22 protein-coding genes and 2 tRNA genes are annotated in these 25,037 nt (G+C 67.5%); 15 read left to right on the top strand and 9 right to left on the bottom strand.

The window, feature by feature from the left end; genetic code table 11:
- The 5 genes from QRO95_RS03530 to QRO95_RS03510 all read left to right on the top strand — a co-directional run.
- Positions 1-552, top strand: a 552-nt coding sequence (locus tag QRO95_RS03530) for a DsbE family thiol:disulfide interchange protein (RefSeq protein WP_343237320.1), incomplete at its 5' end; no start/stop codon positions are given.
- A 4-nt stretch (positions 553-556) separates the two neighbouring features.
- Complete coding sequence (locus QRO95_RS03525; RefSeq protein WP_285301656.1) at positions 557-1,006, top strand: cytochrome c-type biogenesis protein; 450 nt, start codon at positions 557-559, stop codon at positions 1,004-1,006.
- Positions 1,000-1,989 carry a cytochrome C biogenesis protein gene (locus QRO95_RS03520; RefSeq protein ID WP_285301655.1) on the top strand — a complete coding sequence of 330 codons (990 nt, stop codon included), beginning with the start codon at positions 1,000-1,002 and terminating at the stop codon, positions 1,987-1,989. The genes QRO95_RS03525 and QRO95_RS03520 overlap by 7 nt, the downstream gene beginning before the upstream one ends.
- A gap of 138 nt (positions 1,990-2,127) precedes the next feature.
- Positions 2,128-3,240 (top strand): homoserine O-acetyltransferase, encoded by a 1,113-nt coding sequence (locus tag QRO95_RS03515; protein WP_285301654.1) that lies wholly within the window; start codon positions 2,128-2,130, stop codon positions 3,238-3,240.
- Positions 3,241-3,585: a DUF1294 domain-containing protein gene (locus tag QRO95_RS03510; RefSeq protein ID WP_285301653.1), complete on the top strand. Its 345-nt coding sequence runs from the start codon at positions 3,241-3,243 to the stop codon at positions 3,583-3,585.
- A 91-nt stretch (positions 3,586-3,676) separates the two neighbouring features.
- On the opposite strand, the gene cydC is transcribed toward QRO95_RS03510, so the two are convergent.
- Both cydC and cydD read right to left on the bottom strand, forming a co-directional pair.
- Entirely contained in the window at positions 3,677-5,350 is a 1,674-nt protein-coding gene (gene cydC / locus QRO95_RS03505) for a thiol reductant ABC exporter subunit CydC (RefSeq protein ID WP_285301652.1), read from the bottom strand.
- Positions 5,347-7,092 carry a thiol reductant ABC exporter subunit CydD gene (gene cydD, locus QRO95_RS03500; protein ID WP_285301651.1) on the bottom strand — a complete coding sequence of 582 codons (1,746 nt, stop codon included), beginning with the start codon at positions 7,090-7,092 and terminating at the stop codon, positions 5,347-5,349. Before cydD ends, cydC begins: the two co-directional genes overlap by 4 nt.
- Positions 7,093-7,320: 228 nt before the next feature.
- Between cydD and QRO95_RS03495 the strand changes: the two genes are divergently transcribed.
- The 10 genes from QRO95_RS03495 to pgaD all read left to right on the top strand — a co-directional run bounded on the left by QRO95_RS03495 (position 7,321) and on the right by pgaD (position 18,004).
- Complete coding sequence (locus tag QRO95_RS03495) at positions 7,321-8,904, top strand: cytochrome ubiquinol oxidase subunit I (RefSeq protein ID WP_032129413.1); 1,584 nt, start codon at positions 7,321-7,323, stop codon at positions 8,902-8,904.
- Positions 8,905-8,919: 15 nt separating this feature from the next.
- A complete protein-coding gene (cydB, locus tag QRO95_RS03490) occupies positions 8,920-10,074 on the top strand; it encodes a cytochrome d ubiquinol oxidase subunit II (protein WP_049401140.1) in 1,155 nt (384 codons plus the stop codon).
- A 54-nt stretch (positions 10,075-10,128) separates the two neighbouring features.
- A complete protein-coding gene (gene cydX, locus QRO95_RS03485; protein ID WP_032129411.1) occupies positions 10,129-10,242 on the top strand; it encodes a cytochrome bd-I oxidase subunit CydX in 114 nt (37 codons plus the stop codon).
- A 56-nt stretch (positions 10,243-10,298) separates the two neighbouring features.
- Positions 10,299-10,375: transfer RNA gene (locus QRO95_RS03480), tRNA-Pro, on the top strand.
- A 140-nt stretch (positions 10,376-10,515) separates the two neighbouring features.
- Positions 10,516-10,592 (top strand) — tRNA-Pro (locus tag QRO95_RS03475).
- A gap of 222 nt (positions 10,593-10,814) precedes the next feature.
- The gene (locus tag QRO95_RS03470; RefSeq protein WP_032129410.1) at positions 10,815-12,020 is read left to right on the top strand and encodes an MFS transporter; all 1,206 of its coding nucleotides are present in this window, start codon (positions 10,815-10,817) and stop codon (positions 12,018-12,020) included.
- A gap of 343 nt (positions 12,021-12,363) precedes the next feature.
- On the top strand, positions 12,364-14,391 hold the full coding sequence (pgaA, locus tag QRO95_RS03465; protein ID WP_197616052.1) for a poly-beta-1,6 N-acetyl-D-glucosamine export porin PgaA: 2,028 nt from the start codon (positions 12,364-12,366) through the stop codon (positions 14,389-14,391).
- A 1-nt stretch (position 14,392) separates the two neighbouring features.
- Positions 14,393-16,279: a poly-beta-1,6-N-acetyl-D-glucosamine N-deacetylase PgaB gene (gene pgaB, locus QRO95_RS03460; RefSeq protein ID WP_285301650.1), complete on the top strand. Its 1,887-nt coding sequence runs from the start codon at positions 14,393-14,395 to the stop codon at positions 16,277-16,279.
- A 1-nt stretch (position 16,280) separates the two neighbouring features.
- Positions 16,281-17,537 (top strand): poly-beta-1,6-N-acetyl-D-glucosamine synthase, encoded by a 1,257-nt coding sequence (pgaC, locus tag QRO95_RS03455; protein WP_285301649.1) that lies wholly within the window; start codon positions 16,281-16,283, stop codon positions 17,535-17,537.
- The gene (pgaD, locus tag QRO95_RS03450; protein ID WP_121505063.1) at positions 17,534-18,004 is read left to right on the top strand and encodes a poly-beta-1,6-N-acetyl-D-glucosamine biosynthesis protein PgaD; all 471 of its coding nucleotides are present in this window, start codon (positions 17,534-17,536) and stop codon (positions 18,002-18,004) included. Before pgaC ends, pgaD begins: the two co-directional genes overlap by 4 nt.
- Before the next feature lie 107 nt (positions 18,005-18,111).
- Here the strand turns inward: pgaD and QRO95_RS03445 are convergent, their stop codons facing one another.
- Genes QRO95_RS03445 through QRO95_RS03415 form a run of 7 tightly spaced genes read right to left on the bottom strand, consistent with a single transcriptional unit; the run spans position 18,112 to position 25,012 of the window.
- On the bottom strand, positions 18,112-19,383 hold the full coding sequence (locus QRO95_RS03445) for a glutamate-5-semialdehyde dehydrogenase (protein WP_285301648.1): 1,272 nt from the start codon (positions 19,381-19,383) through the stop codon (positions 18,112-18,114).
- Positions 19,380-20,537 (bottom strand): glutamate 5-kinase, encoded by a 1,158-nt coding sequence (gene proB, locus QRO95_RS03440; RefSeq protein ID WP_285301647.1) that lies wholly within the window; start codon positions 20,535-20,537, stop codon positions 19,380-19,382. The genes QRO95_RS03445 and proB overlap by 4 nt, the downstream gene beginning before the upstream one ends.
- Positions 20,538-20,548: 11 nt before the next feature.
- Entirely contained in the window at positions 20,549-20,812 is a 264-nt protein-coding gene (locus QRO95_RS03435; RefSeq protein ID WP_032129404.1) for a YciI family protein, read from the bottom strand.
- Positions 20,812-22,107 (bottom strand): argininosuccinate lyase, encoded by a 1,296-nt coding sequence (gene argH, locus QRO95_RS03430; RefSeq protein ID WP_049461415.1) that lies wholly within the window; start codon positions 22,105-22,107, stop codon positions 20,812-20,814. The genes QRO95_RS03435 and argH overlap by 1 nt, the downstream gene beginning before the upstream one ends.
- A gap of 20 nt (positions 22,108-22,127) precedes the next feature.
- The gene (gene argC, locus QRO95_RS03425; RefSeq protein ID WP_032129402.1) at positions 22,128-23,081 is read right to left on the bottom strand and encodes an N-acetyl-gamma-glutamyl-phosphate reductase; all 954 of its coding nucleotides are present in this window, start codon (positions 23,079-23,081) and stop codon (positions 22,128-22,130) included.
- The gene (locus tag QRO95_RS03420; protein ID WP_049401159.1) at positions 23,078-23,680 is read right to left on the bottom strand and encodes a GNAT family N-acetyltransferase; all 603 of its coding nucleotides are present in this window, start codon (positions 23,678-23,680) and stop codon (positions 23,078-23,080) included. Before QRO95_RS03420 ends, argC begins: the two co-directional genes overlap by 4 nt.
- Positions 23,681-23,683: 3 nt before the next feature.
- Positions 23,684-25,012, bottom strand: a complete 1,329-nt coding sequence (locus QRO95_RS03415) for an acetylglutamate kinase (protein ID WP_032129401.1) — start codon at positions 25,010-25,012, stop codon at positions 23,684-23,686.
- Positions 25,013-25,037 lie beyond the last annotated feature (25 nt).

Raw genomic sequence — 25,037 nt, 5'->3', positions numbered from 1 at the left:
CTGTTCTTCTTCGGCCTGCTCGGGCTGATGATCTACGGGGTGATGAAATCGGGCGATCCGCAGCGCGACGTGCTGCCATCGGCGCTGATCGACAAGCCGGCGCCGGCGTTCGCGCTGCCGGTGCTGCACGACCCGGAAATGATCGTGCACAGCGACGAACTGCGCGGCGCGCCTTACCTGTTGAACGTGTGGGGCAGCTGGTGCGCGGCCTGCCGCGAGGAACACCCGGTGCTGACCCGTTTCGCCGAGAGCAAGCGCGTGCGCGTGATCGGCTACAACTGGAAGGATGAACCGACCGATGCCCTGCATTGGCTGGAACAGCTGGGCAACCCGTTCATGGTCGTGCTCAGCGACGTGGAAGGCCGCACCGCGATCGACTGGGGCGTGACCGCCGCACCGGAGACCTTCCTGGTCGATGGCAGCGGCGTCGTGCGCTGGAAGTACAGCGGTGCGATGACCCAGCGCGTGGTCGACGAGAAGCTGATCCCGGCACTGGAGAAGATCGAGAAGGCCCAGGGCAATGCCGGCAGCACGCTGCACACGGCGCCCTGAGCCCATGCGCTGGCTGCTGGCATTGCTGCTCCTGATGCTGCCGTTGGCCGCGCTGGCCCAGCAGCCGCTGCACGACCCGCAGCCGCTGCAGTTCCGCAATGGCGCCGAGGAACGCCGCTTCCACGATCTGGCCGCGCAGCTGCGCTGCGTGCAGTGCCAGAATCAGTCGTTGGCCGACTCGAACGCGCAGATCGCGCAGGACCTGCGCCGCGAGGTGCTGCAGCTGATGCAGCAGGGCCGCGACGACGCACAGATCAAGCAGTTCCTGGTCGCGCGCTACGGTGAGTTCGTGCTCTATCAACCGCCTCTGCAGCCGGGCACCTGGCTGCTGTGGGGCGGTCCGCTGCTGGTGCTGGGCGCCGGCGCGCTGGTGGTACTGGGCATCGTCCGCCGCCGTGGCCGCACGGTTGCTGCCGCCCCCGCCAGCAAGACCGATGAAGGAGACGGATGGTGAGCCATTGGCTGCCGATGCTGGCTGGACTGGTGGCCGCACTGATGGCGGCGCTGGTGCTGTGGCCGCTGCGCCACCACGGTCGCCGCGGTTTCGTGGTGGGCGTGCTCGCGCTGGGCGTGGCCGGTGCCTGCCTGTATCTGCTGGTTGGTGATCCGCGCGCAGCACAGGTACAACCAACCCCGTCGGTAGCCACGCTGCGCGATGGCGTGCAGGCCCTGCAGGATGCACTGAAGCGAGACCCGCAGCGAGCCGATGGCTGGACGCTGCTGGGCCGGTCGCAGGCCGAACTGGGCAACGCCGCAGCCGCCGCGGACGCCTTCGCGCGTGCCGCCGCTCTCGCCCCGGAAGACCCCGGCGTGCTGGTGGAAGCCGCGCAGGCACGTGCGCAGGCCGATGCCGGCAAGCAGTTCGATGACACCGCGATGGCCTGGTTGCAGCAGGCCCGTGCACAGGCACCCGATGCCGAGCGCGCCAGCTGGCTGCTGGGCATCGCCCTGCGCCAACGCGGAAAGAACGCCGAGGCTGCCGACGTCTGGAGCGGCCTGCTGCCACGGCTTGAGCCCGGCGCCGCGCAGGCGCTGCAGGCGCAGATCGCCATCGCCCGCGAAGCCGCCGGCCAGGCGCCCGATGCTGCCGCTGCGGCGCCACCGGCGCTGCTGCAGGTGCGCGTGCAACTGCCTGCGCTGAACAACGCCGAGTGGCCCGCCAGCACCCAGGTATTCGTGCTGGCCCGCGCCGTGGGTGGACCGCCGATGCCGGTGGCCGCACGCAAGCTGCCTCTGGCCGGTTTCCCGGCCACGGTCGGGCTGGGCGACGCAGACAGCCCGATGCCGACCGCACCGTTGTCCGCGCATCGCGAAGTGGAAGTGCTGGCACGCATCTCGCGCAGCGGCAGTGCCAACCGCGGCGAGGACGATCTGCAGAGCGTGCCGGTGAAGGTGAGCCTGCCGCATGAAGGCGTGGTGGAGCTGCGGTTCCCGTAGTGCCGGCCGCTGGCGGGCAACCACGCGGGCGCATCCAGATTCATGAGGTTGCCGGCCAGCGGGCGGCACTACCGGGTGCATCGCCGATGGAAACCAGCGTGTCGCCAGCTCCACATGCGGCCCCGCTAGAATGACTGCATGACCGAATTCATCCCGCCCGGCACCCACTTCCACGCCCTGCCCTCGCCGTTCCCGTTCAAGCGCGGTGGCGCCCTGCACGGCGCACGCGTGGCCTACGAAACCTGGGGAACGCTGGCCGCCAACGCCAGCAACGCGATCCTGATCGTGACCGGCCTGTCGCCGGACGCGCATGCAGCGGCCAACGAGGCCAACCCGGCACCGGGCTGGTGGGAAGGCATGGTCGGCCCCGGCAAGCCGATCGATACCGACCGCTGGTTCGTGGTATGCGTGAATTCGCTGGGCAGCTGCAAGGGCTCGACCGGTCCCGCCTCGCTCAACCCGGCCACGGGCCAACCGTATCGCCTCGACTTCCCCGAGCTGTCGATCGAAGACGGCGCACGCGCCGCCATCGAAGTCGTGCGTGCCCTTGGCATCGAACAGCTGGCCTGCGTGGTCGGCAATTCAATGGGCGGCATGACCGCACTCGCGGTACTGATGCTGCACCCGGGCATTGCGCGCAGCCACGTCAACATTTCCGGCAGTGCGCAGGCACTGCCGTTCTCGATCGCGATCCGTTCGCTGCAGCGCGAGGCGATCCGCCTTGATCCACGCTGGAATGGCGGCCACTACGACGATGCCGAGTATCCCGAGTCCGGCATGCGCATGGCGCGCAAGCTGGGCGTGATCACCTACCGTTCGGCCCTGGAATGGGATGGGCGCTTCGGCCGCGTGCGGCTGGATTCGGACCAGGCCGACGACGATCCGTTCGGCCTCGAATTCCAGGTGGAAAGCTATCTGGAAGGCCATGCACGGCGCTTCGTGCGCTTCTTCGATCCGAACTGCTATCTGTACCTGAGCCGTTCGATGGACTGGTTCGACCTGGCTGAGTATGCCGACGGCGACGTGCTGGCCGGGCTGGCGAAGGTCCGGGTGGAGAAGGCGCTGGCGATCGGCGCCAACACCGACATCCTGTTCCCGGTGCAGCAGCAGCAACAGGTCGCCGACGGCCTGCGCGCCGGCGGTGCCGATGCGCGCTTCATCGGTCTGGAGTCGCCGCAGGGCCATGACGCCTTCCTCGTCGATTTCGAGCGTTTCGGCCCGGCCGTGCGCGGCTTCCTCGACGCGCTGTAAGTGGCATGGCGGCGTAACCTCGCGCTGGCCGCATTCGGTGCGTTGATCGCACTGACGGTCAGCGGCGTGCTGCCGCTGTGGCTGGGCGGTTGGTGCCTGCTCGCCAGCGCGGGGTCGTTCGGCCTGTACGGCCACGACAAGCGCGCGGCGCAGCGAAAGCAGTGGCGTGTTCCCGAGCGCACACTGCAGTTGCTGGCCTTTGCCGGCGGTTGGCCGGGCGCGCTGCTGGGCCAGGCGCTGTTCCGCCACAAGCATCGCAAAGCCGAATTCCAGTGGGTGTTCTGGCTGTGCGTGCTGGCCAACGTGGCCTCGATCGCGGTGATGCTGCGCGAGTTCTCGCGGTAACCCTTCGAATGGGTAGTGCCGGCCGCTGGCCGGCAATTCCGTATCCGTATCAAGCGCCATGAGGTTGCCGGCCAGCGGCCGGCACTACCATTCACGCTTCGCGCACCAGAACCCCATCACGCAACCGGTACTGCGCATCCACCACGCCGTCGGGCAGGTCGTCGTGGGTGATCATCAGCAGGCTGCGCCCGTCCAGCAACCCGGAGAGGTCCTGCAGCAACGCACGTGCGGTATCCACATCCAGGCCTTCGGTCGGTTCGTCCAGCAGCAGGATCGGCGCATTGCGCAGCAGCGCGCGCGCCAGCGCCAGGCGTCGTGCCTGGCCGGCCGACATCGTCGCGCCGTTCTCGCCCACCCAGGTCTGCAGGCCACCGTTGCGCTCGGCCCACTCGCCCAGGCGCACGCGACGCAGCACCGCCCACAACGCTGCGTCACTGGCATCGGGATCACCCAATCGCAGGTTCTCGGCCACGCTGCCGGCAAACACCGGCGCGTTCTGCGGCAGCCACGCCAGTTGCCGGTGCCAGTCGCCCTGGGCGAAATCACGCAGGTCGCGGCCCCCGTAGGTCAACCGTCCCTGTTGCGGATCCCATAGCCGCAGCAGCAGGCTCGACAGGGTGGTCTTGCCACTGCCGCTGTCGCCGCGAATCGCGATCCGCTCGCCCGGCGCCAGGGTCAGCTGCAGGCCGGACAACACCGGCCGCGCCGCACCGGGCCACTGGAAGTGCACGTCATCCCAATGCACGCGCGCGGCCTGCGGCACCGCCTGCGGCGCCTGCGGGTCCTCCACCGTCGGCGGTTGCTCGACGATGGCCTGCAGGCGATCGGCGGCGATGCGCCCGGACTGCAGCGACTGCCAGGCCAGGCCCATGCCGGCCCACAGTTCGATCAGTGCCACGGTGAGGAACACCAGACCCGCCGCCATTTCCGGCGCGATGCGCTGCTGTTCTGCCGCATGCAGGGCCAACGCCAGCATCGCCACCAGGCCCAGCCCGGCGACCAGGCCATGCAGGGTCGAGGCCGCGATCAGGCGCCAGCGCCGACGACGATCCCGCGAAGCCAGCTGCTTGGCCGCCACGCGCACCTTCAACTGCCACGCTGCATCGGCATGCAACGCGGCCAGATCACCCGCGCCCTCCAGTCCTTCGAAGGCTGCGGTACGCAGGGCAGCACGATGCGCGGCACGGTCGGCCTCCTCATCGTCGCGACCACGCACGCCCAGCCACGGCACACCGAAGGCGATCAGCAACGCCAGCACCGCCAGCAGTACCGCCGCAGACGGCAGGATCACAGCGGCCGAGGCGATCGCCACCAGTGACAGCGCACCCAGCGCCACCAGCGGCCCGATCGCACGCACCAGCAGGCCATCCACCTCATTGATGTCACCCAGCAGGCGTGCCAGCAGTTCGCCGGTACGCGTGGCCCCCAGCCGAGCCGGTGCCAGTGGCAGCGCGCGGCGGAAGAACCACACGCGCAGGTCGCGGGCGATGCGCAGGGTGGCATCGTGGCCGACCAGCTTTTCGAAGTAACGCGACACGATGCGCGCCATGGTCAGGCCGCGGATGCCGGCCGACGGCGAAAAGAAGTTGAAGCCCTGCGCCAGCCCGGCCGCACCGGCCAGCGCAGCGGCGGTCAGGAAGCCACCGGACAGGCCCAGCAGGGCGGTGCCGGCCAGCATCGTGATCCACAGCAGCAGCACGGTCAGCAGCAGACGCGGGCGATGGCGCAGGAACACCGCGCGCAGCGAATCAGGCGAACGGCTCATGCGCGCACCGCCTGTGCCGGCTCGACCAGGCGGCCTTCCGGCAACAGCAGGCAACGGTCAGCCCACGCGATCACCGCAGGGCTGTGGGTGGCGACCACCACGGTACGTCCACGTGCATAGGCGGCCAGGCTGCGCAGCAGCGCGGCTTCGGTATCGGCATCGAGGAACGCAGTGGGTTCGTCCAGCAGCAGCACCTGCGGGTCGCGCAGCAGCAGGCGGGCCAGGCCGATGCGGCGTGCTTCACCACCGGACAGGCCGAAGCCGCGCTCGCCGATCACGGTATCCAGCCCCTGCGGCAGGCGCTGCGCGAACTGCAGCACCTGCGAGGCCTCGGCCACTGCGCGCAACCGCGCATCGCTGGCACCGGGATCGGCCAGGCGCAGGTTGTCGGAGATGCTGCCGTGGAAGAGGTACGGCCGCTGGCTGGCATAGGCCACCTGCACGCCGGGACGCAGCTGCAGCTTGCCGGCACGCGGCGGCAACCATCCGGCCAGTGCTTCCAGCAGCGTGCTCTTGCCGGATCCGCTGGGGCCGACCAGGGCCAGGCGCTGGCCCGGTTCCAGCAGCACATCCAGATTCTGCAGCACGTCGTGCGGCGCGCCCAACGGGCGCAGCACCAGGCCTTGCGCCTGCAGCGGCGGCAATGCGGCCTCGGCCGGCTCCACCGCCAGCGGCGCGATCTCGTTCTCGATCAGGCCCTGCTCATCGGGCAGCGACTGCAGCAGGCGCTCCACCTCGGCGGCGGCAGCCAGTGCGTTGGCACGATCGTGGTAGTGCGCGGCCAGACGCCGCAGCGGCGCGTAGAACTCCGGCGCCAGCAGCAGGCAGAACAGCCCAGCGCCCAGCGTCGGCACTGCTGCATGCAGCGTCATCAGGCCCAGATAACTCAGGCCCAGGTACAGCGCAACCATCGCCACGCTCACCGAGGCGAAGAATTCCAGGACCGTGGACGACAGGAAGGCGATCCGCAGCACCTTCATCGTACGCACGCGCACGCCTTCGGCAGCGGCCGCGATGCCGTCCAGTTCGGCCTCGCCGCGGCCATACAGGCGCAGCAGGCCCAGACCCTTGATGCGGTCGGCGAAGTGGCCGCTCATCCGCGCCAGCTCGCCCAGCTGCGCACGGCCGGCGGCTTCAGCGCCCCAGCCCACCAGCATCATGAAGAACGGCACCAGCGGTGCGGTGAACAGCAGGATCAGCGCCACCACCCAATCCACCCAGGCCACTGCGGCCAGGATCAGCAGTGGCACCACCACCACTTCGGTGCGCACCGGCAGGAAGCCGCTGTAATAGCTCTCGATCGCATCACCGTGATGCAGCATCAGTTCGCCCAGCTCGCCGGTGCGGCGCTGGCGCAGCCACAGCGGCCCATGCCCAAGCAGGCGCGCGAACACACGCTCGCGCAGCGCCAACCGCGCGGCATCGGCCACATCACCGGCAGCCGCCTGGGTGGCGCTGCCCAGCAGCGTGCGCAGCACCAGGATCACCGCCAGCCCAGCGAGCACCGGTAGGCCCGACGCCAGCGGCGCGCGTTCCACCAGCACCTGCTGCACCAGCCAGGCGATGGCAGCGGCCTGGCCGATCAGCAGCGCCCCGGACAGGCTGATGCACAGCGCCGCCAGCCGCTGGCGACCTCGAGCGGAGCGCGCAAGATCGGCCAGCCAGGCGGTGCGGGCACGCCGCTGGCGGGTCGTTTCGGCTTCCGGGGAAAGGCCGTCTGGGGTCGTTTCGGCAGCGCTCAAGGGGTCTTCACGGGTAACAGGGGAGACACGGCATTGTAGGCGCAGGCAACAGCCTCCCCCTGCGGCCGGCGGTCGCAGTCTTCATCGGGTTGGCATACGATCCTCCTGAATACCCATTCATACATTGATCTGGATCAAGGCTGTTTGAAGTAGTCGGTCACATCATTCACCCCGTAGACCACCCTTCCCGCCACCTGCAACGGCACTATCCAACGAGGTAGCCAGGCCATGATTGATCAGACAGTCGTAGAACTGTCGCGGCTGCAATTCGCTCTGACCGCGATGTACCACTTCCTATTCGTCCCGCTCACGCTTGGCCTGTCCTTCATGGTGGCCATCATGGAGAGCGTGTACGTGATGACCCGCAAGCAGGTCTGGCGGCAGATGACCCTGTTCTGGGGCACCCTGTTCGGCATCAACTTCGCCATCGGCGTGGCCACCGGCCTGGTGATGGAGTTCCAGTTCGGCATGAACTGGTCGTACTACAGCCACTACGTGGGCGACATCTTCGGTGCGCCGCTGGCCATCGAAGGCCTGATGGCGTTCTTCCTGGAAGCGACCTTCATCGGCCTGTTCTTCTTCGGCTGGAAGCGCCTGAGCCCGGTCAAGCACCTCACTGTGACCTGGCTGATGGCGCTGGGCACCAACCTGTCGGCGGTGTGGATCCTGATCGCCAACGGCTGGATGCAGAACCCGACCGGTGCGGTGTTCAACCCGGAAACGATGCGCATGGAAGTGGTCGACTTCGCTGCGGTTCTGCTGAACCCGGTGGCCCAGGCCAAGTTCGTGCACACCGTCAGTGCCGGCTACGTGACCGGTGCGATCTTCGTGATGTCGATCAGCGCCCTGTACCTGCTGCGCAACAAGCATCGGGACATGGCCCGCCGTTCGTTCGCGGTGGCCGCAGCCTTCGGCCTGCTGTCCTCGCTGTCGGTGGTGGTGCTGGGTGACGAGAGTGGTTACGCCGCCAGCGAACACCAGAAGATGAAGCTGGCCGCGATCGAAGCAATGTGGGAAACCGAGCGTGCACCGGCCGACTTCACCGCCTTCGGCATTCCCAACCAGGACACCCACCAGAACGACTACGCGGTGAAGATCCCGTACCTGATGGGCCTGATCGCCACCCGTTCGCTGGACCAGCCGATCCCGGGCATCCTGGAACTGGTGGAGCGTGCCGAGCACCGTATCCGCGGCGGCCAGATCGCCTATGGCGCACTGGAACGCGTGAAGAAGAACCGGAACGACCTCGAAGCACGCGAGATGTTCGATCGCCACTGGCAGGATCTCGGCCACGGCCTGCTGCTGAAGCGCTACCGCGAAGACATCCTCAACGCGACGCCGGAGGAAATCTCCAAGGCCGCGATGGATACCGTCCCGCGCGTGGCCCCGCTGTTCTGGACCTTCCGCATCATGGCGGGCCTGGGCTTCTACCTGATCGCCTTCTTCGCACTGGCGTTCTACTTCTCGTGCCGCAACAACTTCCAGGACAAGCGCTGGTTCCTGAAGCTGGCCGTGTGGTCGCTGCCGGCACCGTGGATCGCGATCGAGTGCGGTTGGTTCGTCGCCGAGTACGGCCGCCAGCCGTGGGCGGTGGATGGTGTGCTGCCCACCTTCTACGCGGCATCGGGCCTGGCACTGCATGAAATCCTGACCACGCTGGCGGTGTTCACCAGCTTGTACACGGTGCTGCTGATCATCGAGATCAAGCTGATGCTGAAGGCGGTCCGCAAGGGTCCGGACGACATCCTGCCCTCGCTGCAGGCCGATATCCGCCCCGCTTCCCCCAATGCAGTCGCCCCCGGCCAGGCCTGAGGCAGGAGAATCCAGATGGAATTCATTGCACTTGATTACACCACGCTCCGCGTGATCTGGTGGCTGCTGCTCGGCATCCTGCTGATCGGCTGGGCCGTGATGGATGGTTTCGATCTTGGTGTCGGCACACTGCTGCCGTTCGTGGCCAAGACCGATGAAGAACGCCGGCTGGTGATCAACACCGTCGGCCCGGTGTGGGAAGGCAACCAGGTCTGGCTGGTGCTGGGTGGTGGCGCGATCTTCGCCGCATGGCCGCCGCTGTATGCGGTCAGCTTCTCCGGCTTCTACCTGGCGGTGTTTGCGATGCTGTTCGGGCTGATCCTGCGCCCGGTCGGCTTCAAGTACCGTAGCAAGCTGCCGTCCAAGCGCTGGCGCGACAACTGGGACCGCGTGCTGTTCATCGGCGGCCTGCTGCCGGGCCTGATTGCCGGCGTCGCCGTGGGCAACGTGCTGCTGGGTGTGCCGTTCCACTTCGATGACACCCTGCGCGTGACCTACACCGGTTCGTTCTTCGGCCTGCTCACCCCGTTCGCGCTCATCGCCGGCCTGATCAGCGTGGCCATGCTGGTTTCGCATGGTGCGGCCATGCTGGTGATCAAGACCGACGGCCCGGTGGCCGAACGTGCCGCACGTTACGGCAGCGTCGCCGCCATCATCAGCTTCGTGCTGTTCGCTGTCGCCGGTGCCTGGGTGGCCTTCGGCCTGCCGGGTTACCAGATCACCTCGCAGGTGGTCACCGATGGCCCGACCAATCCGCTGCTGAAGACCGCCGAACTGGGCACGGCCGCCGGTGGCTGGCTGCGCAACTACAGCTCCATGCCGGCGACGCTGGTGTTCCCGGTGCTGGGCCTGCTGGGCGCACTGGCCAGCGCGGTACTGCTGCGCGCACGTCGTGGTGGCCTGGCCTTCATCGCCTCGGGCGCCTCGATCGCCGGCATCATCCTGACCGTCGGCTTTGCGATCTTCCCGTTCCTGCTGCCGTCCTCCAGCCAGCCCACCTCCAGCCTGACTGTCTGGGACAGCTCGTCCAGCCATCTGACGCTGTGGGTCATGCTGCTGGCTACGGCCATCTTCCTGCCGATCATCATCGCTTACACCACCTGGGTGTACCGCGTACTGAAGGGCAAGACGACGGTCGAGGAAATGGGCGACAACCCCAACGCTTACTGATTGCCGGTGTGCCGGCCTACGGTCGGCACATCCCTTGAACATAGGAGATTGACCATGTGGTATTTCGCCTGGATTCTCGGTGCCGGACTGGCCTCGGTCGTGGCCATCCTCAACGGGATGTGGTTCGAAGCGCGCGAAAGCGCCCGCACCGACAACGACGTGCATTGAAACTGTAAAAAAGGGTTGCCGACAGGGCCTTCACACGGTATCTTAGGCGGCTCCTTCGGGGTGTAGCTCAGTCTGGTAGAGCGCTACGTTCGGGACGTAGAGGTCGCAGGTTCGAATCCTGTCTCCCCGACCACTCAAGTGGTCGCATTGAAGCCTGGTGAAGTCGTCCAGGCTTTTTTGTTCCCTGAAGTGGCACTGCTTCGGCAGTGTGAAGAAAACAGCATTCACCCCTTGCCGCCATCGGGGTGAATCGCTAGAATAGGCGGCTCCCTTCGGGGTGTAGCTCAGTCTGGTAGAGCGCTACGTTCGGGACGTAGAGGTCGCAGGTTCGAATCCTGTCTCCCCGACCACTTCGGTGGTCACCAAGAAGCCTGGAAGACATCACTGTCCTCCGGGTTTTTTTGTATCAAGCGCCAGGCCGCCCGCGTGACGGGACCTTGCCGCGCAGCGCACGTACAATGGCCGCGCTGCCGGCCCTCCTGCAGCCCCCACCCCCACCTGCCGCTTCGGCGTAGACCGATGCCGGCGCTGCATGCCGTTGCTGCGGCGTGCGACACCTGCAAGGACCACCGATGAGTTCCTCCCCTTCCGATTCGCCGTCGCTGCTGCACGGCCGTGTCCTCGCGTTTGCCGCGATCCTGCTGGCAGCGGTCAACCTGCGCACTGCGGTCACCTCGATCACCCCGCTGCTGGACGTGCTCGGCCAGCAGTTCGGCTTCGGCACCACCATGACCGGCGTGCTGGGCATGCTGCCGACTGCCTCGTTCGCGCTGTTCGGCGTGGCCACGCCGGCATTGGCGCGGCGCCTGGGCCTGGAACGCACCACGCTGCTGGCGATGGTGATGGCGATGGCCGGCCTGCTGCTGCGTTCCAGCGCCGGCAACGTCGGCACGCTGCTGCTCGGTTCGGTGGTTGCACTGGCCGGCATGGGCATCGGCAACGTGGTGGTGCCGCCGCTGGTGAAGCGCTATTTCGCCAACAAGGTTGGCACCATGAGCACGCTGTACATCAGCGTGCTGCAGCTGGGCACGATGCTGCCGGCGCTGCTGGCAGTGCCGGTGGCGAATGCTGCGGGCTGGCGCGTGTCGCTGGGCATGTGGGCGCTGCTGGCGCTGGCCGCCGCCCTGCCGTGGCTGCTGCTGGCCAGGCGCGCACCGAAGCCGCAGGCCGACGCCACCGATCCCACCGCACAGCCGCACGGCAAGGTCTGGCGCACGTCGCTGGGCTGGAGCATGACGCTCATGTTCGGCATGACCTCGCTGATGACCTATTCGATGTTCACCTGGCTGCCGCGCATCGTGGTCGAGGCCGGTGGCACGCCCGCGTTCGGCGGCGTGATGGTCGCCGTGTTCTCGGCACTGGGCCTGCTGCCGTCGCTGGTCATTCCGTCGATGGCGGTGCGCCTGCAGAACCCGTTCCCGCTGGTGCTGATCGGTTTCTTCTCGTTCGTGATCGCCTTCACCGGCCTGCTTGTGGCCCCGATGAAGGCGCCGCTGCTGTGGGCCTGCCTGCTCGGCGTCGGTCCGTCCACCTTCCCGCTGGCGCTGACCCTGATCAACCTGCGCACCCGCACCCCCACCGGCTCGGCCGCGCTGTCCGGGTTCATGCAGGGCGTGGGCTACAGCTTCAGCTGCCTGGGGCCGTTCCTGGTCGGCTGGCTGCACACCGTCAGCGACGGCTGGACGATCCCATTCAGCTTCCTGTTCGGCTGCGCCACCCTGATGCTGTGCGCCTCCTGGGTGGCCTGCAAGCCGCGCAAGCTGGAAGACCTCTGGTAAGCCACGTGGGGCCTCGCAACCGGCCCCACCTACCGCTCGTCAGCCCGTCTGCGCATTTTGACGCCGGGCTGACAATTCCGGGCGGATAGTGCCCACGAATGCCCATCCTTGCCGCGTGCCGGCATCGGGCATGGGGGCGGCAGCGCCGCCCAGGCCACCACTCGGTGTGCGGGGGACTCTCGTTTCAGACAAGACATTGCAGGTCGCTGTCCTGGTTTCGCCCATCCCTGCTGGATGGGAGTTCGCGAGGGGAGTGACGCAGGCCACGGCCATCCCAAAATCTGGCATGTGATGTGCGTCACATTTTTCAGGTTGTCTGGTTCGGAAGCCAAGGGGGTCCCCAATGGTTGTCCACCGCCGGCTGGCGCTCTGCGTCGGCCTTGCCTGTACCGCCCTGGCCTGGGCCAGCAGCGCTGCCCCGCCTGACCGCGAGGCGGCCCTGGCCGAGATCGGCCGCTACCGCGACCAGGCCCGTTGGCTGGATGCGCTCGGCGCGATCGAGCGCGCCAGCCAGCAGCAGCCCAACGACGACCTGCTGTTCAAGCTGCGCGTCCTGACCCTGGGCGACATCGGCAATGCCTGGCGCGCCTGGGAGCTGTACCAGCAGCGCCCGCAACTGTTCGACGCTGCTCAGAAGCAACGCATCGAAGGCGACTACCTGGCCAAGCTGGTGGTCTGGAGCCTGGCCTACAGCAGCAGCGAAGACAGCCGGCTGGAAGAAGCCGAATCGACCCTGGCGCGCATGCAGCGCTATCTGGGCAGCGAAGGCACCCCACCTGTGCAGGCGCCATTGCGCATCCGCATGGACCGGCTGATCCTGCTCAACCGGCTGGGCCGCCATGCGCAGGTGCGAGAGGAAGCCCGCGCACTGCAGGCTGAAGGCCATGCCCTGCCCGACTATGTTCTGCCTGCGGTCGGCGATTCGCTGATGGGCACGCTGCATCCGGAAGAAGCCATTCCGGTGCTGCAGGCGGCCGTCGCAGGCGATCCGACGCGCGACGCCTCGCATTCGGAACTGGCTTACGCCTACCTGGAAAGCGAGCAGCAGGAAAAGGCCGTCGACCTGCTGCAGGCGTGGCGCGACAAGGAACCTGCCTGGCGCTGGAGCAACGGCAAGTCGCCGTATCCAAACTGGTCGCGCTACGAAGCCGACCTCAACCTGGCGATGGTGCGCGCCTACAGCGGTGACCTGCCCACCGCGCAGCGCGATCTGGAATCGATGGTCGACATCGCACCGGGCAACGGCGGCCTGCAGAGCGCGCTGGGCAGCGTGTACATGATGCGCGGCTGGCCACGCAGGGCGCTGCAACGGCAACAGATGGCGCATGCGCTGGACCCGCGCGACATCGAGCCACGGCTGGGCATGCAGGAAGCCTACGTCGCCCTGCAGCGCGATGACCTGGCGCGACCGCTGCACGACGATCTGGTCGCGCGCTACCCCACCCAGCCCGCCGTCGAACGCATGGACCAGGCCTGGCGCGCGCACCGCGGTTGGCAGCTGAAGGCATGGACCGACATCGGACGCAGTTCCGGCGGTGGTGGCACCTCGCCACTGGGCAACGACGACCGCCGCTATGGCATGGAAGTCCAGACACCCGTACTCGACGATCGCTGGCGGCTGTTCGCCTTCGCCGACCGGCGCTCGGTCGATTTCCAGGACCAGCGCATCGACCCGCTGTGGCTGGGCGCGGGCGTACGCTACCGATTCGGCCGTCTGGATGCGGAAGCTGCAGTGCTGCGCGCCAACGACCACATCGGTGATACCGGCCTGCGCGTCGGCGCGGGCTGGCAGTTCAACGACCACTGGCATGCCGGACTGACCGCCGCACGCAATGATCCGGATGCATCAATGCAGGCGCGCGTGGCCGGCATCACTGCCGACAGCGTCAGCGCGCAGGTCGACTACCGGCGCAGCGAACGCACGCACTGGATGTTCGGCGCCAGCCGCTTCCGCTACGACGATGGCAACCATCGCGAACTGTTCAGCACCCGCGTCGAGCAGCGGCTGCTGACACGCCCACGGTGGCTGATCGATGGCCTGGGCAGTGCATACACCAGTCGCGGCAGCCGCGATGATGCTCCCTACTTCAACCCGAAGCGTGATCGCATGGTCGAGATCGGCCTGCGCATCGACCAGCAGCTGTGGCGCCACTACGAACGCCACTTCCGCCACCGGCTGACCGTCTCGCTGGGCGATTACTGGCAGGACGGCTTCGGCAGTGCACTGGTGCCGTCGGTGTCATACATGCACGAGTGGCAGCTGGGCCAGGGCCGCGTGTTCGAGTATGGCGTGCGCTGGTCGCGGCCGGTCTACGACGGCCATCGCGAACGCCATATCGGCTTCGAAGCCGCACTGCGCTGGGGAGACTGACATGACCCGCATCCTGCGCCTGATCGTGCTCCTGCTGCTGTCGGCTGCGCCGCCGGCCTTCGCGCAGCAGGCCCTGCATCTCGATGCGATCGACAACGGCCTGCTGATCCTCAGCTACCACGACATCCGCGACCAGGTCGCAGCCAAGGGGGATGCCGATACCTATGCGGTGAGCACGCAGAACTTCGCCGCCCATCTGGACTGGCTGGGGGCACACGGTTACCACCCGGTGTCGCTGTCGCAGGTGATCGACGCCTCCCGGGGACGCGCCACGCTGCCACCGAAACCGGTACTGCTGACCTTCGATGACGGCCTGCGCAGCGTCTACGACAAGGCCTTCCCGTTGCTGCAGGCTTACCGCTATCCGGCGCTGGTGGCGGTGATCACCGACTACGTGGACATGACACCTGGCCGCACCATCGACTATGGCTACCGGCCGTTCGGCCGCGACGACTTCATCACCTGGGCACAGCTGAAGCAGATGCACGACAGCGGCCTGATCGAAGTGGCCAGCCATACCGACGACCTGCACCACGGGGTGCTCGCCAACCCACAGGGGAACTCCACCCCGGCTGTCGTGACCCGCGTTTACAACCCCGCCACGCGCAGCTATGAGAGCGAGGCGCAGTACGCGCAACGCCTGCGCGCCGATCTCTCGCGCAGCGTGCAGCGCATCGAGCAGCATCTGGGCGTGCGCCCGCGCGCCATCGTCTGGCCATACGCGGCCTACAACCAGTTGAGCAACGACATCGCCGAGCAGCTGGGCATGCCGGTGTCCTTCGATCTGGAGGGCCGCAGCACGCCGGTGGCCAGCGACCTGCATGGCCTGGCGCGCTTCCTGGTCAGCGACAACCCGACCGTGGAAGGGCTGGCCTACGAGCTGCGCCGCGACGTCGCGCTCGATGGCATCCGTGCCCTGCAGATCGACCTGGATGATGTCTACGACCCCGAGCCCGCACAGCAGGCGCGCAATCTGGATGCACTGATCGAGCGGGTCAAGCGCATCGCACCGACGCACGTCTACCTGCAGGCGTTCGCCGATCCGGACGGCAACAACACCGCCGATGCACTGTACTTCCCCAACCGCCACATGCCGATGCGCGCGGACCTGTTCAGTCGCGTCGCCTGGCAGCTGAAATCGCGTGCGGGGGTGAAGGTCTACGCATGGCTGCCGGTACTCGGCTTCGAGCTGCCCGACCCGGTGCAGCGCAAGGCGCTGGCGATCCGCAACGGCGATGCCGATGGCATGTACCGGCTGGACTTCACCAATCCCCAGGCGCGCCAGGTCATGCTCGACCTCTACGAGGATCTGGCGGTCAACTCCTACTTCGAGGGCCTGCTGTTCCATGACGATGGGTACCTGCGCGATACCGAGCTGCCCACGCTGGCGGCCGGCGATGGGGGCAGCGCACGCACGCAGGCGTTGATCGACTTCACCCTGGCGCTGCGCAACAGCGCGCAGCGCTGGCGGCCGAAGCTGGCCACGGTGCGCAACCTGTACGCGGAGCCGGTGCTGCGCCCGCAGAGCGAAGCCTGGTTCGCGCAGCGCCTGGACCTGTTCAACAAGGCCTACGACCAGACCGCACTGATGGCGATGCCGTGGATGGAAGGCAGCAAGCATCCGGAACGCTGGCTCGACCAGCTGCTGGCCGCGGTGCGTGCACATGACCCACAGCTGCAGCACACCCTGTTCGAACTGCAGACCGTCGATTGGCGCAGCGGGCAACCGATTCCTGCCGAGCGCCTGCGCGCGCAGATCCGCCAGCTGCAGGCGCAGGGCGTGCACCACTTCGCCTGGTACCCGGACGACTTCATCGCCGACCAGCCCTCCACCCGCGATGCCCGCGCGGCAATGTCCGCCGGCAACTTCCCGTACCCGGAGAAGTGACATGGACATGCATCCGTTGCTGCAGGTCCTGTTCCAGTTCGCCTTCTACTACCCGATGGTGATGGCATTCTTCTGGATGTCGGGCGGCCTGTATTACTACTTCCGGCGCGAACGCCATTCGCGCCCACGCAACGACCCGCCGCTGATGCTCGATCCACCGTTCGCGAGCCTGCTGATTCCCTGCCACAACGAGTCGGCGAACCTCGACGACACACTCGGCGCGGCGCTGGCCCAGCGCTACCCGGCCGACTATGAGGTGATCGCCATCGACGACGGCAGCAGCGACGACACGGGTGCGCGGCTGGACGCCCTGGCGGCAAAGCACCCACGGCTGCGCGTGCTGCACCTGGACCGCAACCTCGGCAAGGCCAATGCGCTGCGCATGGGGGCGCTCGCCGCACGCTCGGAATACCTGGTGTGCATCGACGGCGACGCGATGCTGGAAGAACACGCGCTGCACTGGATGATCTGGCACCTGGTCAGCGGCAACCGGGTCGGCGCGGTCACCGGCAACCCGCGCATCCGCAACCGCTCCACCCTGCTCGGACGCCTGCAGGTGGCCGAGTTCTCCTCGATCATCGGCATGATCAAGCGCGCGCAGCGGGTGTACGGGCGCATCTTCACCATCTCCGGCGTGATCGCCGGCTTCCGCCGCACCGCCCTGCACCAGGTCGGCTGGTGGTCCGATGACATGGTGACCGAAGACATCGACATCAGCTGGCGGCTGCAGCGCGCGCACTGGGACATCCGCTACGAACCCAACGCACTATGCTTCATCCTGATGCCGGAAACCCTGAAGGGACTGTGGCGGCAGCGGCTGCGCTGGGCCCAGGGCGGCGTGGAGGTGATGCTGCGCCACGCCCGCTCGCTGCTGCACTGGAAGGAGCGGCGCATGTGGGGCGTACTGCTGGAGTACGTGCTCAGCGTGATCTGGGCCTACACCATGTTGTTCATCGTGGTGCTGTGGGCGCTGGGCAAGTTCATCGAACTGCCCCCGCAACTGCATATCGCCAGCCTGCTGCCGGAGTGGCATGGCGTGATCCTGGCCCTGGTCTGCCTGCTGCAGTTCGCCAGCAGCCTGATCATCGACCGTCGTTACGAAACACAGATTGGACGCAACTACTTCTGGGTCATCTGGTACCCGATGGCGTACTGGTTGATCAGCCTTTCCACCACCCTGGTGGCGTTGCCGAAAACCCTGCTGCGCCGTCGCAGCAAGCGCGCCACCTGGACCAGTCCCGATCGGGGGATCCGATGAACGCACAACGCCCGTCCAACCGCTTCGACTCGCGGATGATCCGCAAGCCGCATCGCCAACCACGCTTCCAGCGCACCGCCTGGGGCTTCGTCACCCTCGCGTTCTGGGGGTTCTACTTCTACCTGTGGGCCCCACTGGTCACCCTGGTGTCGTGGCTGGTCGGCGGCCAGCTGGCCTGGCAGCAGCTGTACGAACGGCAAAGCCAGTTCGACCCCTATGTGCTGGTGGCGTTGCCGCTGATGCTGCTGTGCGCCAGCGTAATGCTGATCGGCTGGGCCGAGTACAACCGCGCGCGCTTCCGCGGCCACGACCGGCGCCTGCCGCGGCCGCTGGCCAGCCTCAACGAAGTGGCCGCCGACCTGGGGGCCAGCACCGGGCTGGCCGAGCGCCTGCTGGGCTGCAAGGCCGCCACGCTGCACATGGACGATCACGCGCGGCCGATCGGCATCCGCCGCGAGGTGGTGTAGCCCTGCTGCCCGGTAGATGCCGACCTTGGTCGGCGTTCTCTCTGGTGGGTGCCGACCTTGGTCGGCACCGGGGGCTACCGCGAAGAGCATCCACGCATGGCGTGGATCTACGTGCGGGTCTGCCCTTCACCGCGCACGACAAATCGTTCGACGGTGAGTGCATCCAGCCCCATCGGGCCGTACGCGTGCAGGCGCGTGGTGGAGATGCCGATCTCGCTGCCCAGGCCCAGCTGGCCGCCGTCGGAGAAACGCGAGGACGCATTGACCATCACCACCGCCGAGCGCAGCGCAGTGACGAAGCGCTCGGCGTTGCCCGCGTCTTCGGTGGCGATCACTTCAGTATGGTCGGAGGTGTAGGCACGGATGTGCGCAATGGCAGCGTCGAGATCGTCAACCACGCGCACCGCCAGCACCAGATCGAGGAACTCGGCGGCATAGTCGTCTTCAGTGGCCAACATGCTGCCCGGCAGCAGCGGCTGCGCCTGCGCATCGGCGCGCAGCTGCACGCCGCGCTCGCCGAGCGCCTGCGCCACGCGCGGCAGGAACGCTTCGGCCACCTCGCGGTGCACCAGCAGCGTTTCCAGCGAGTTGCAGGCTGCAGGGCGGCTGCACTTGCCATCCACCAGCAGGTCAATGGCCTTGCCGAGGTCGGCGCTGGCATCCACGAACAGATGGCACACGCCCTTGTAATGCTTGATCACCGGCACCCGCGCATGCTCGGCGACGAAGCGGATCAGGCCTTCGCCGCCACGCGGAATGGCCAGGTCGATCAGCTCATGCAACTGCAGCAGTCCCAGCATCGCTTCGCGGCGCAGGTCGGTCAGCACGGTCACCGCAGCCGGCGGTACGCCGATGGCCTTCAATGCGCCGGACAGCGCCTGGGCGATGGCGGTGTTGGAGTGGATCGCCTCGGAACCGCCGCGCAGGATCACGCCATTGCCGGCCTTCAGGCACAGCGCGGCCGCTTCGGCGGTCACGTTCGGGCGGGCTTCGTAGATCATCGCGATCACGCCCAGCGGCACGCGCACCTTCTGCACCCGGATGCCGTTTGGACGCACATCGTCGCGGGTGATCTGGCCGACCGGATCGGGCAGCGCGGCGACCTCACGCACGGCTTCGGCCATCGCGAACAGGCGTGCCGGGTCCAGCGCCAGGCGGTCGAGCATGGCACTGCCAACGCCCTTGTCGCGCGCGGCAGCAAGGTCACGCGCATTGCCGGCCAGGATCAGCCCGGCATTCACTTCCAGTGCCTGCGCCATCGCCAGCAGCAGCGTGCGGCGCGCCGCACTGTCGAGGCCGGCAACGATCTGGGCCGCGTCACGGCAGGCACGCGCCTGCGCTTCGATTTCGCTCATCGGGGTGTCCTTCAATCCGGTCATGGCAGCACCAGATCGTCGCGATGGACGACACTGCCACCGTAGTTGTAGCCCAACACGGCCTCGATGTCGCGCGAATGGCGACCGGCGATCCGGCGCACATCATCGGCGGCGTACTGGCTGACACCACGGGCGATGCAGACACGGCCCAGTGGTGCATTCCAGCACACCTGCACCATATCGCCACGCCGGAACGCGCCCTCCGCACCGGTGATGCCACCGGGCAGCAGCGAGGCGCCCTTCTCGCGCATGGCCTGTGCCGCACCGGCATCGATCACGATCGCGCCTTCGGTCAGCGGTGCATGCCGCAGCCAGTGCTTGCGGGCCGCCTCGCGGCTGCGCGCGGCGTGGATGCGGGTGCCGAACAGGCGGTCCTGCGCCAGTGCACGCACCACGTCGCTGCTGCGGCCGTTGAAAAGGTAGGTCTCGATGCCGAGACGACCCGCCTTGGCCGCCGCCTCAAGCTTGGTCCGCATGCCGCCGGTACCGGCGCGCGACCCTGCGCCGCCGGCCATCGCCAGCACCTCGTCACTCAGTTCCGGCACGTCGTGCAGTGGCCGCGCATCGGCCACGGTGCGCGGGTCCGCGCTGTACAGGCCGTCGATGTCGGTGGCAATGAACAGTGCATCGGCATCGACCAGCGCGGCCACGGTGGCGGCCAGGTTGTCGTTGTCGCCGAGCTTGAGTTCGTCCACCGACACGGTGTCGTTCTCGTTGACCACCGGCAACGCGCCCAGCCGCAGCAACTCATTGAGCGTGGCGCGTGCGTTGAGGTAGCGGCGGCGGTTGCGCAGGTCGTCGTGGGTCAGCAGCACCTGCGCCACAGGGCGCTCGAAGAAGCGCTGCCAGAGCCCGATCAGCTGCGCCTGGCCGAGCGCGGCCAGGGCCTGCCGCGCCGCCATCGCCGCACCGGGTTCATCGGCCCGCGGCAGGATCGCGCGCCCCGCCGCAACCGCACCGGAGGAGACGATCACCACCTCGCGCCCGGCCAGGACGTTGGCGGAAACAAACTGGGCCAGGCCCAGCGCGTGGCGTGGCGACAGGCCGCCCCCATCGGCCGCCAGCAGGCTGCTGCCGACCTTCAGCACTGCACGCCGCCACGGCGGCAGCGCTTGTTCGGGGAACGGCGAGGCGACGTGGGCAGCGTGCTGGATCATCGGTCAGGCTCTCAGCGGGTGTTCCATTCGTGCACGGTCAGCGCGGAGGCCTGCATCGTCACCAGCGGATCGGTGGCGACGATGGCCTGCGCCTGCGCCAGGCTGTCCACGTTGCACAGCACATAGGCGCCACCGCTGCCATCGGCAAAACCGCCGGTCAGCTGCAGCTTGCCCTGTGCCTGCAACGCATCGAGAAAGTCACGGTGCGGCTGCACGGCGGCGGCGTTGAAATCGGGCCGGCGCATGGCCAGCACCAGGTAGACGGTGCCGGCCATCAGGACAGCGCCTGCCAGCGCGCGTGCAGTTCGTCCAGGCGCAGGTCGGCGGCCGAACCCGGCGATACGCGTGCGGCCAGGCTGCCTTCCGGGGTACGCCCCTGCCCTGCGCTGTCGGCACCGGCAGCAGCAGCCTTGTAGGCCTCGCGGAACGGCACACCGGCCACGGCCGCTTCCACCGCCACATCGGTGGCGTACATGCCCGAGTCGATTGCCGCGCGAACCTTGTCGTCGCGCCATTCCAGGTTGGCCAGCAGCGCCGGCAGCAGTTCCAGCGCCGACAGGCCGCGACCGAAGCCGTGGAAGATGGCGCCCTTGGACGACTGCAGGTCGCGGTGATAGCCCGACGGCAGCGACAGCAGCTGCTCGATCTCGGTACGCGCGGCGGCGACGCTGGCGTGGGTCGCGCGCATCAGCTCGATCACGTCCGGATTGCGCTTGTTGGGCATGATCGAACTGCCGGTGGTGTACTGCGCCGGCAGCGCGACGAAGCCGAACTCGGCGCTGGTGAACAGCGACAGGTCCCAGGCAATGCGGCGCAGGTCCAGCGTGGCGCCGCCCAGCGCTTCCAGCGCGGCCAGTTCGAACTTGCCGCGCGACAGCTGCGCGTAGATCGGCGAGATCTGCATGCGGGCGAAACCGAGCGCGGCCGTGGTGTGCTCACGGTCCAGCGGCAGGTTCACACCGTAGCCGGCAGCCGTGCCAAGCGGATTGGCGTCGACCAGCGCATGGGTGTCGCGCGCGCGGATGGCGTTGTCGATGAAGGCCTCGGCCCAGCCGGCCCACCACATGCCGGCCGAGGACACCACGGCACGCTGGATGTGGGTGTAGCCGGGGATCGGCAGATCCTTCTCGGCCTGCGCACGGTCCAGCGCGACCTTGGCAACCTCGGCGCTGAGCTGGGCCACACGCTGCAGCTTCTCCTTCAGCCACAGGCGGGTGGCGACCAGGATCTGGTCATTGCGGCTGCGGCCGGTGTGGATCTTGCGGCCGGCATCGCCGAGACGTTCGGTCAGGCGCGCTTCGATCGCCGAGTGACCATCTTCGTACTGCGTGTCCAGCACGAAGCGGCCTTCACGGAAGTCCTGCGCCAGCACGTCGAGCTCGCGCAGCAGGCCGGCCAGTTCATCGGCGCTGAGGATGCCGATGTGCTGCAGGCCCTGTGCATGCGCGGCGCTGGCGGCGATGTCGTGCAGGAAGAATTCGCGATCGAGGATCACGTCATCGCCGGCGAGGAAGGTCTGGATCTGGGCGTCGACGGCAACGCCGGGCTTCTGCCAAAGAAGGTCTGCCATGGGGGCTCCGGAATACGTGTTCAGTGCGGGATCGACGTCAGTTCGTCGATGCCCAGCGCGAGGTTGAGGTTCTGCATGGCCTGGGTGGCCGCGCCCTTCAGCAGGTTGTCCAGGGTCGCCACCACCACCACCCGCTTGCCGCCCGGGGCCAGGGTGAAGCCACCGACCTGCGCACCGTGGCGGCCGGCGATGCGGCTGACCCACGGCGCTTCATCCACTACCTCGATCAGCGGTTCGCCCGCATAGGCCTGCTGGAAGCGCTCGACGATCTGTTCGCGGGTCTGCACGCGGTTCAGCCACAGGTTGGCGGTGAGCGTGATGCCGCGGAAATGCGGCGCGACATGCGGCATGAATTCAACCGCCACGCCCAGCTGGACCGACACTTCACGCTCGTGCACGTGGTTGGTCAGCGCATACGGCATCAGGTTGTCGGCGAGCAGTTCGACGTTGTTCTTGTCCGACGGCGTGGTGCCGGCGCCGGAATAGCCGGACACACCGAAGCACTGCGGCGGGCCGGCCAGCAGGTCCAGCAGCGGATGCACCGCCAGCTGCATCGCCGTGGCATAGCAGCCCGGGTTGCTGATGTGTTTCTGGCCGTTGTAGCGGCCGCGGGTCAGCTCCGGCAGGCCGTAGTACCAGCTGTTGTCGAAGCGGTAGTCGGCCGACAGGTCGACGATGACGGTGTCCGGCTTCGCCGCTTCCAGTGCGGCCACGAACGGTGCGGCCAAGCCGTTGGGCAGGGCCAGGATCACCGCGTCCACGCCCTTGGCGGCCACCGCGTCGGCGTCCAGGTTCTCGTACTGCAGCTCGCCCTGGAATTCCGGATGGTGGTCGGACAGGCGCTGCCCGGCGCGTTCGCGCGAGGACACGAAGGCCAGCTTCAGCCGCGGGTGTGCGGCCACCAGCTTGATCAGCTCGGCGCCGGTATGGCCACGGGCGCCGACGATGCCCAGGGTGAAAGTCGAATCGTTCATGCGTGGCTGTCCAGGCGGTACTGCAGGTGGCGCTTCACGCCCTGCCATTCCGTATCGATGATGGAGAAGATGACGGTGTCGCGCGGCGTGCCGTCGGCGTGCCGCTTGTGGTTGCGCAGCACGCCGTCCTGCTTGGCGCCGAGGCGGGCGATGGCGGTGCGCGAGGTGAAGTTGAACCAGCTGGTTTCCAGCACCAGGCTGATGCAGCCCATGGTTTCGAAGGCGTGCTGCAGCAGCAACAGCTTGGTTTCAGTGTTGACGCCGGTACGCTGCACGCGCGGTGCATACCAGGTGTAGCCCAGGCTGAGCTTGGGCACGCCGGCATCCAGGTCGTAGAAGCGGGTGGTCCCCACGATGTCACCCGCCGCATCGAGGATCACGAACGGCAGCACCTTGCCTTCTGCCTGCGCCTGCAGCGCGGCCTGCACATAGTGCTCGACCCGCTCCGGCGAAGGCACCTGGGTATACCAGAGCTGGTCCAGGCCGCTGCCCTCCACGGCGGCGCGCAGGCCAGGCACATGCTCGGGCTGCAGCGGCTGCAGTGTCACGTGCTGGCCGCGCAGGGTGGGAATCGTAGTCCAGTGATCGGAATGGTCCATCATTCAGCCCTGCAGGCTCGGTGCGCGCTGGGCGCAGTGGTCGACATAGGTGCTGATCCGGTCGATGCCATCGGCGCCGTACCAGAACACCTTCCAATGGCCCTGCTTGTAGCAGCCATCGGATTCAGCATAGTAGAAGTGATTGATCGGGTTGCCATTGCGCGAACGCCAGAACAGCTGCGGCGTTTCATCCCGCATCACGTTCCACACCGCGCGGCCGAGGCCTTCACCCTGTGCATCATCGAGCACGGCGAACTTGTCCAGGTACACGCCCTCGGCTTCGTCGGTGAGGATCACCGCGGTGCGGTAGTTCTCGCTGACATAGGCGCGCAGCAGCTTGGTCTTCTGGAAATAGTCAGGCACCAGCGTGCGGCCGAAGCTGGATTCGATCAGGCCCTTCAGCCGTGGCAGGTCCAGCTCGTTCCACGCGGTGGCGCGCAGCACCTTCTCGCCCTTGCGCACCAGCGTGCCCGAGCCCTTGTGGGTGAACAGTTCCTTGGCCAGGTCAGCCGGGCGCGTGATGGACACCGACGATTCCAGCGGCAGGCGGTCGAGCAGATCCTTGATCTGTTCGATCTTCACCTTCATGCCACCGTGGATCCACGGCTGCGCGATCAGGTGGTCGTACTCGGTGGACAGGTTGATCGAATCGATCACGCTGCCCTGCTCGTCCAGCAGGCCGCCGGTGCCGGTCAGGAAAATGATCTTGTACGGCTGCAGCTCCTGCACCAGCTCGTTGGCGGCGAAGTCGGCGTTGACGTTGAGGATCTGGCCACCCGCGGTTTCGCCCAGGCTGGTGATGACCGGGATAGAACCGGCGCGCAGGCTGGCCTCGATCGGCGCCAGGTTGACCCGCTTCACTTCACCGACCAGGCCGTAGGTGTCCACGTCCAGGTACTCCGCCTCGAACACGCCACCGGTGATCGAGGTGGCACGCGCGCCGTTCTGCTGCAGGGCTTCGACCAGGCGCAGGTTGGACTGCTGGAACACCCGGCGCACGATCGCCAGTGCCTCCGGCGAGGTCACGCGCAGACCGTTGACGGTCTGCTTTTCGATGCCGGCGGCCGACAGTTCGGCATCCAGCTGCGGGCCGGCGCCGTGCAGCACGATCGGGGTCAGGCCGACTTCCTGCAGGAACGACAGCGAAGAGGTCAGCGCGTCGAGATCGTCGCGCAGCACCGCGCCGCCGACCTTGACCACGGCAAAGCGCTTGGCGTCCAGCTGCGAGAAGCGCTTGAGGTACTGGCTGATCTCCTTCGCGCTGGCCATGCTGGAAAGCAGGCGCACGATGGTCTGGCGGGTCTGGCGGTGGGGCTGGAGGGCAGGAGACATTTCGGTTTCGTCACAGGCGGCGGTC

The sequence above is a fragment of the Stenotrophomonas maltophilia group sp. Smal13 genome, from assembly GCF_030236855.1.
Taxonomy (GTDB): Bacteria; Pseudomonadota; Gammaproteobacteria; order Xanthomonadales; family Xanthomonadaceae; genus Stenotrophomonas; species Stenotrophomonas maltophilia_A.
Note: the sequence above shows the minus strand (reverse complement) of the source record. Positions and strands in the feature narration are given on the sequence as shown.

Bases quoted from the DNA above. Each gene is read 5' to 3' on its own strand.
- pgaC (WP_285301649.1), top strand. From the start codon at position 16,281: ATGGACATGCATCCGTTGCTGCAGGTCCTGTTCCAGTTCGCCTTCTAC.
- QRO95_RS03470 (WP_032129410.1), top strand. From the start codon at position 10,815: ATGAGTTCCTCCCCTTCCGATTCGCCGTCGCTGCTGCACGGCCGTGTC.
- argC (WP_032129402.1), bottom strand. From the start codon at position 23,081: ATGAACGATTCGACTTTCACCCTGGGCATCGTCGGCGCCCGTGGCCAT.
- cydC (WP_285301652.1), bottom strand. From the start codon at position 5,350: ATGAGCCGTTCGCCTGATTCGCTGCGCGCGGTGTTCCTGCGCCATCGC.
- argH (WP_049461415.1), bottom strand. From the start codon at position 22,107: ATGGCAGACCTTCTTTGGCAGAAGCCCGGCGTTGCCGTCGACGCCCAG.
- QRO95_RS03495 (WP_032129413.1), top strand. From the start codon at position 7,321: ATGATTGATCAGACAGTCGTAGAACTGTCGCGGCTGCAATTCGCTCTG.
- QRO95_RS03525 (WP_285301656.1), top strand. From the start codon at position 557: ATGCGCTGGCTGCTGGCATTGCTGCTCCTGATGCTGCCGTTGGCCGCG.
- QRO95_RS03415 (WP_032129401.1), bottom strand. From the start codon at position 25,012: ATGTCTCCTGCCCTCCAGCCCCACCGCCAGACCCGCCAGACCATCGTG.
- cydB (WP_049401140.1), top strand. From the start codon at position 8,920: ATGGAATTCATTGCACTTGATTACACCACGCTCCGCGTGATCTGGTGG.
- pgaB (WP_285301650.1), top strand. From the start codon at position 14,393: ATGACCCGCATCCTGCGCCTGATCGTGCTCCTGCTGCTGTCGGCTGCG.
- cydX (WP_032129411.1), top strand. From the start codon at position 10,129: ATGTGGTATTTCGCCTGGATTCTCGGTGCCGGACTGGCCTCGGTCGTG.
- proB (WP_285301647.1), bottom strand. From the start codon at position 20,537: ATGATCCAGCACGCTGCCCACGTCGCCTCGCCGTTCCCCGAACAAGCG.
- QRO95_RS03420 (WP_049401159.1), bottom strand. From the start codon at position 23,680: ATGGACCATTCCGATCACTGGACTACGATTCCCACCCTGCGCGGCCAG.
- pgaD (WP_121505063.1), top strand. From the start codon at position 17,534: ATGAACGCACAACGCCCGTCCAACCGCTTCGACTCGCGGATGATCCGC.
- QRO95_RS03435 (WP_032129404.1), bottom strand. From the start codon at position 20,812: ATGGCCGGCACCGTCTACCTGGTGCTGGCCATGCGCCGGCCCGATTTC.
- QRO95_RS03520 (WP_285301655.1), top strand. From the start codon at position 1,000: ATGGTGAGCCATTGGCTGCCGATGCTGGCTGGACTGGTGGCCGCACTG.
- QRO95_RS03445 (WP_285301648.1), bottom strand. From the start codon at position 19,383: ATGACCGGATTGAAGGACACCCCGATGAGCGAAATCGAAGCGCAGGCG.
- pgaA (WP_197616052.1), top strand. From the start codon at position 12,364: ATGGTTGTCCACCGCCGGCTGGCGCTCTGCGTCGGCCTTGCCTGTACC.
- QRO95_RS03515 (WP_285301654.1), top strand. From the start codon at position 2,128: ATGACCGAATTCATCCCGCCCGGCACCCACTTCCACGCCCTGCCCTCG.